Annotated in this window: 2 pseudogenes; both read left to right on the plus strand. The window is 72.5% G+C overall.

Going from position 1 to position 1,014, the window contains the following annotated elements:
- Positions 1–746: pseudogene (locus LQV45_RS35515) on the plus strand (glycosyltransferase family 2 protein); the annotation flags it as partial.
- Positions 739–1,014, plus strand: a pseudogene (locus LQV45_RS35520) (hypothetical protein); the annotation flags it as partial. The pseudogenes LQV45_RS35515 and LQV45_RS35520, both read left to right, overlap by 8 nt.

Below are 1,014 nucleotides of genomic sequence, written 5' to 3' on the forward strand. Positions count from 1 at the left end.
ACGCAACACTCATGCGCGGCGCCGGGACCACCCTGGACGCGCTCTCAACGATCGCCGCCGCCCGCGGCATCATGGGAGCGCCGGGCCAGGAGACGGTCCGCGACGACGATGCCGTCGCCGGATCGCTCCGGAACGTCGTGGCCACCATCGTCGCCGGCGAAGGCGTGGATCCGCGGGAGGACCTCGAGCGGCTCGGCGTCGGCTTTGTCGTGCTCCGGGTTGCCGATTCAGCCTCCGAATTGACGGCCAGCCGAATGGACGCAGTCCCCGGACTTGTCGCCGTCGGCCAGACGGGGACGGGCTGGCTCTGGCGGGTCAGCCCGCAGGACCGGCCCGGCATCGCGGACTCCGACGTCGCGCACCGGGTCCGGGTAGTGGACGGCAGCGGCGCCGCCATCGGACTGCTCCCGTCCGAAGAAGTCTCGGCGGCCGGCACGGTCCCGGCCGGCCCCGAGGGCCGCCTTGTGGTGCTCGCCGAGCGGGCCGATCCGGGCTGGAGCGCCTGGCTTGACGGGCGCCGCCTGACCTCAACGACGTCGGGATGGTCGCAGGCCTTCACACTGCCGGCCCAGGGCGGCCAGTTGAGCATCCGTTACGAAGCGCCGTGGGCCGTCCTGATCGGGATTGCGCAGGCCGTGATGATCGGGCTGACCGTCCTCCTCGCCGTTCCCATGCCTGCCCGCCGGTCCAACACCGGCCTGTCCAGGGACGAAGCCTCCCTGCGTAAGGAACATCAGCATGTCTAAGGGCGACAACGAAAAAGAAACCGAAACGGAAGCCGAGACGGGTCCGTCGCCGCGGAAGCGGCGGCTGCCGCGGGCCGGAGTGATCGGCGGCATCCTCTCCGCGGTGGCCCTCGTTGCCGCGGGCGGCGGCTTGGTATCGGCGGCGTCGCTGACGCCCCAGAACCCCGCCAGCAGGCAGCTCGAGGCCCCCGTCGCCGCGGTTCCGGCCGGCAGCAGTGTCGGGGTCTGCCCGGGCCCGGCCCGGCTGCTTGAGGGCACCCCCGTGGGC

Source organism: Microbacterium sp. Bi128 (assembly GCF_918698205.1).